This is a genomic window from Pseudomonas sp. CM27, assembly GCF_013179515.1.
In the GTDB taxonomy this organism is placed as follows: domain Bacteria; phylum Pseudomonadota; class Gammaproteobacteria; order Pseudomonadales; family Pseudomonadaceae; genus Aquipseudomonas.
This window is the reverse complement of sequence record NZ_JABMCN010000337.1, coordinates 1-5257: the sequence shown is the minus strand read 5'-3', so window position 1 is coordinate 5257 and position 5257 is coordinate 1. Positions and strand designations below refer to the sequence as shown.

The following is a 5257-nucleotide window of genomic DNA, read 5'->3' as shown; positions in this document are numbered from 1 at the left end:
AGGCGACTTCAAGCCTAACGTCAACGAACAGCCTGGCTCGGCTTCGGTGGTGCAGTCGATCAGCTCGTCGCTGAACGGCATCGGCTACTCGGGTATCGGCTACAAGACCGCCAGCGTCAAGACCGTAGCCCTGGCCAAGAAAGAAGGCGGCGAGTTCGTTGAAGACAACGAAGCCAACGCCCTGAACGGCAGCTACCCGCTGTCGCGCTTCCTGTACGTGTACGTCAACAAGGCCCCGAACAAGCCTCTGGCCCCGCTGGAAGCCGAGTTCGTCAAGCTGGTGCTGTCGCAAGCTGGCCAGCAGGTCGTGGTCAAGGATGGCTACATTCCACTGCCGGCCAAAGTGGTCGACAAGACCCTGGCTGACCTGGGCCTGTCCCACGCCGGTAACGTCGCAAAGAAGTAAGTAACTGAGGAGGAGGCCGGCGCAGCTGCCCGGCCTCGTCCACGAATTTCCAGTCCGACGCCCAGGTATCCTGAGCGGCGGGCTTTCGTGCGTCACCACTTTGTAATGTTTTTGTCACACGGGACCGCTAGGGTGTGCGCATGAATGATCTGGCCAACTCCACCATGACTCAAAACTCCCAGCCCGTGCGCATTGATTTCAATACGCCCGAGTTGCAACGCAAGCGCCGCATGCGCGCACTGAAGGATCGCCTGACCCGCTGGTACGTACTGGTGGGCGGGCTTGCCGTGTTGGCGGCAATCACCCTGATCTTCTTCTACCTGGCCTACGTTGTGCTGCCACTGTTCCAGGGCGCCGAGCTGACCAGCAAGAAGGCCCTGGAGCCGACCTGGCTGCAGCAGGATGCCGGCAAGCCGCTGATGATCGCGCTTGAAGAGCAGAACCTGGTGGGCATGCGCGTTTCGGACAAGGGCCAGGCATTGTTTTTCGACACCAAGACCGGTAGCGAGCTCAAGCGTGTCGATTTGGCGGTACCGGCAGATACCCAGGTTACATCGATCAGTACCGATGTGCCGGGCAGCCCGCTGGTGGTGCTGGGCTTGTCCAATGGTCAGGCGCTGGTGTTCCACCACACCTACAAGATCACCTACCCGGACAACAAGAAAACCATCACTCCCGGCATCGATTACCCCTACGGCGAGCAGCCGTTCGTGCTCGACGAGCAGGGCCGTGGGCTGGAGCACGTCACTGTCAACGTCAACAATGACACCCTGCTGCTGGCCGGCTCCACCGGCGCGCACTTGCAGGTGATGGAGCTGACCCGCACGGAAAACATGATGACCGGAGAGGTCACCACCGAGCAGAACCGCATCGTCTTGCCGCAGATGACCGAAGCGGTGAAGAACATCTTCATCGACCCGCGCCAGCAGTGGCTGTACGTAATCAACGGCCGCGCTACCGCGGACGTGTTCAGCCTGCGCGACAAGAGCCTCAATGGCCGCTACAAGTTGTCTGAAAGCGCTGACACCGAAATCACCGCCACGGCTCAGCTGGTGGGCGGCATCTCACTGATCATCGGCGACTCCAAAGGTGGCCTGGCCCAATGGTTCATGGCCCGTGATCCGGACGGCGAGTCGCGTTTCAAGCAGATCCGCACCTTCCAGATGGACAAGGCACCGATTGTGCAGATTGATGCCGAAGAGCGCCGCAAGGGCTTCATCGCCCTGGACGCCGAGGGCAATCTGGGCGTGTTCCACAGCACCGCACACCGCACCCTGCTGGTCGAGCCGGTGGCCGATGGCCCGGGCATCCTGGCCCTGTCGCCGCGGGCCAACCGCATCATCATCGAGCAAGGCGGCAAGCTGCTGCCCTTGAGCCTGCGCAACCCGCACCCTGAAGTATCCTTCAGCGCGCTGTGGGGCAAGGTCTGGTACGAGAACTACGACGAGCCCAAGTACGTCTGGCAATCGACCGCCTCGAACACCGACTTCGAACCCAAGCTCAGCCTGTCGCCGCTGACCTTCGGCACCCTGAAGGCCGCGTTCTACGCAATGATCCTGGCTGCGCCGCTGGCCATTGCTGCGGCCATCTACACCGCCTATTTCATGGCCCCCGGCATGCGCCGCAAGGTCAAGCCGGTGATCGAGCTGATGGAAGCGATGCCAACGGTGATCCTCGGCTTCTTCGCCGGCCTGTTCCTGGCCCCGTACCTTGAGGGCCACCTGCCAGGTGTGTTCAGCCTGTTCCTGCTGATGCCGCTCGGCATCCTGCTGGCCGGCTTCACCTGGAGCCGCCTGCCCGAGTCGATCCGCCTGCGGGTGCCGGATGGCTGGGAAGCGGCGATCCTGATCCCGGTCATCCTGTTCACCGGCTGGTTCGCGCTGACCATGAGCCCGCACATGGAAAGCTGGTTCTTCGGCGGCGACATGCGCTTGTGGATTACCAACGACCTGGGGATCACCTATGACCAACGCAACGCCCTGGTCGTGGGTATCGCCATGGGTTTCGCGGTCATCCCCAACATCTACTCGATTGCCGAAGACGCCGTGTTCAGCGTGCCGCGCAGCCTTACTCTCGGTTCGCTGGCGCTGGGGGCAACGCCTTGGCAGACCCTGACCCGCGTGGTCATCCTCACTGCCAGCCCGGGCATCTTCTCGGCGCTGATGATCGGCATGGGCCGTGCGGTGGGCGAGACCATGATCGTGCTGATGGCCACCGGCAATACCCCGGTGATGGAGATGAACCTGTTCGAGGGCATGCGCACCCTGGCCGCCAACGTGGCCGTGGAAATGCCCGAATCGGAAGTCGGCGGCAGCCACTATCGCGTGCTGTTCCTGGCCGCCCTGGTGCTGCTGATGTTCACCTTCGTCATGAACACCTTGGCCGAGCTGATTCGCCAGCGTCTGCGCAAGAAATACTCGTCGCTTTGATAGAAAGGTAGCGATCCGTGAAAAAGGATTCCCTCAAAGGCTGGTTCAAGAGCGGCGCCCCAGGCGTCTGGATGAGCGGCGGCGCGGTGGCCATGGCGGTGATCATGACCGTCGGCCTGCTGGCGGTGATCGCCGTCCGCGGCCTGGGCCACTTCTGGCCGGCCGATCTTGTCCAGGCCACCTACAAGGTGCCCGGCCAGGCTGACCACGTCGTCGTCGGCGAAGTGGTGCAAAAGGAAGACGTACCCCGTGCGCGCCTGAAAGGGGCCGGCCTGCCGGTACCTGACCAGGGCCCGGAGTTCATGACCCGCGAGCTGATCAAGGTGGGTAACCGCGACCTCAATGGCAGCGACTTCACCTGGGTGGTTGGCGACTGGCTGGTCGACGAAAAGTACCCGACCGATCTGATCGCCCTGGAGCGCCGCGAGTGGGGCAACTTCTATGGCTATCTGGTCAGCGTCAAGGAACAGGGCCGTGTGGTCGCAGAGGGCCCGGCCGCCTGGAGCGAACTGCAGGCCCGCCTCAAGCGTGCCAGCCAGCTCAACGGTGAGCTGCAGCAGCTGGAGAAGAAGGACATCGGCGCCATCAACCATGGCCTCGAGCGCCTGCGCCTGCAAGCCCGCAAGCTGGAGCTGGCCGGCAAGCTGGACGCCGCCGCCCAGGCCGACATGGATGCCGACCGGGCCGAGCTGAACAGCCGCTACAAGGCCATCGAAGACCGCCTCAGCGGCCTGCACCAGGCCTTTGCCCGGGACAGCCTGGTGGCCCGCGATGGCAACGGCCGTGAAGTGGAAATCAACCTCAGCAAGGTGGTGCACGCGATCCAGCCCAACGGCATGTCCGCGTTCACCAAGCTGGGCACCTACTTTGCCAAAGTCTGGGAGTTCCTCAGCGACGACCCGCGTGAAGCCAATACCGAGGGCGGTATCTTCCCGGCCATCTTCGGTACCGTGATGATGACCCTGATCATGGCGGTGATCGTGACCCCGTTCGGTGTCCTGGCTGCCGTCTACCTGCGCGAATACGCAAGGCAAGGGCCGGTGACCCGGCTGATCCGCATCGCGGTGAACAACCTGGCTGGCGTTCCGGCGATCGTCTACGGTGTGTTCGGCCTGGGCTTCTTCGTCTACGTGCTGGGTGGCTCGATCGACCGGCTGTTCTTCCCCGAAGCGCTGCCGGCGCCGACCCTGGGTACACCAGGCCTGTTGTGGGCATCGTTGACCCTGGCGCTGCTGGCAGTGCCGGTGGTGATCGTGGCCACCGAAGAAGGCCTGGCACGCATTCCGCGCACCGTGCGCGAAGGCTCGCTGGCCTTGGGCGCGACCAAGGCCGAGACCCTGTGGAAAATCGTCCTGCCCATGGCCAGCCCGGCCATGATGACCGGCATGATCCTCGCCGTGGCCCGTGCCGCCGGTGAAGTGGCGCCGCTGATGCTGGTGGGTGTGGTGAAGCTGGCGCCGTCGCTGCCAGTGGATGGCAACTACCCGTACCTGCACCTGGACCAGAAGATCATGCACCTGGGCTTCCACATTTATGACGTCGGCTTCCAGAGCCCGAACGTCGAAGCCGCGCGCCCGCTGGTATACGCCACTGCGCTGTTGCTGGTGATGGTGATCGCCTCCCTCAACCTCTCGGCCGTGTGGATACGTAACCACCTGCGCGAGAAGTACAAGGCGCTCGACAGCTGACCCAGCCTGCAAGCGTGCCGCCCGTGAGCCGGGCGGCCCTTTGAAACGAATTGATAGCGTATGGAGTTGACCATGCAGCAAGATTCCCACACTCACGGCATCGACATGTCCGCCCTGGGTCGCGACAAGCAGGGCCTGCGCCTGGCCGAAGAGACCGTGGCCATTGAAGTCCCCGGCCTGAGCCTGTACTACGGCGACAAGCAAGCCCTGTTCGACGTCAGCATGAATATCCCGAAACAGCGCGTGACCGCCTTCATCGGCCCGTCCGGCTGCGGCAAGTCGACCCTGCTGCGCACCTTCAACCGCATGAACGACCTGGTTGACGGTTGCCGAGTGGAAGGCGCCATCAACCTGTACGGCAACAACATCTACCGCAAGGGCGAGGACGTGGCCGAGCTGCGCCGTCGGGTGGGCATGGTGTTCCAGAAACCCAACCCGTTTCCCAAGACCATCTACGAAAACGTGGTCTATGGCCTGCGTATCCAGGGCATCAACAAAAAGCGCGTGCTTGACGAAGCGGTCGAGTGGGCGCTGAAGGGTGCGGCGCTGTGGGACGAGGTCAAGGACCGCCTGCACGAATCGGCGCTGGGCTTGTCCGGGGGTCAGCAGCAGCGTCTGGTGATTGCTCGCACCATCGCCGTCGAGCCGGAAGTGCTGCTGCTCGATGAACCGTGCTCGGCACTGGACCCGATCTCGACCCTGAAGGTCGAAGAACTGATCTACGAGTTGAAATC

4 protein-coding genes are annotated in these 5257 nt (G+C 63.1%); all 4 read left to right on the top strand.

Features of this window, described 5'->3' with window-relative positions; genetic code table 11:
- Positions 1-406 (top strand): PstS family phosphate ABC transporter substrate-binding protein (locus tag HP547_RS27135; RefSeq protein ID WP_172288512.1); only part of this gene is annotated, 406 nt, incomplete at its 5' end.
- A 140-nt stretch (positions 407-546) separates the two neighbouring features.
- Positions 547-2835 (top strand): ABC transporter permease subunit, encoded by a 2289-nt coding sequence (locus HP547_RS27130; protein WP_172229194.1) that lies wholly within the window; start codon positions 547-549, stop codon positions 2833-2835.
- A 71-nt stretch (positions 2836-2906) separates the two neighbouring features.
- Positions 2907-4523, top strand: a complete 1617-nt coding sequence (pstA, locus tag HP547_RS27125; RefSeq protein ID WP_172229204.1) for a phosphate ABC transporter permease PstA — start codon at positions 2907-2909, stop codon at positions 4521-4523.
- Between the two features lie 72 nt (positions 4524-4595).
- Positions 4596-5257 (top strand): phosphate ABC transporter ATP-binding protein (locus tag HP547_RS27120; protein WP_172288510.1); only part of this gene is annotated, 662 nt, incomplete at its 3' end.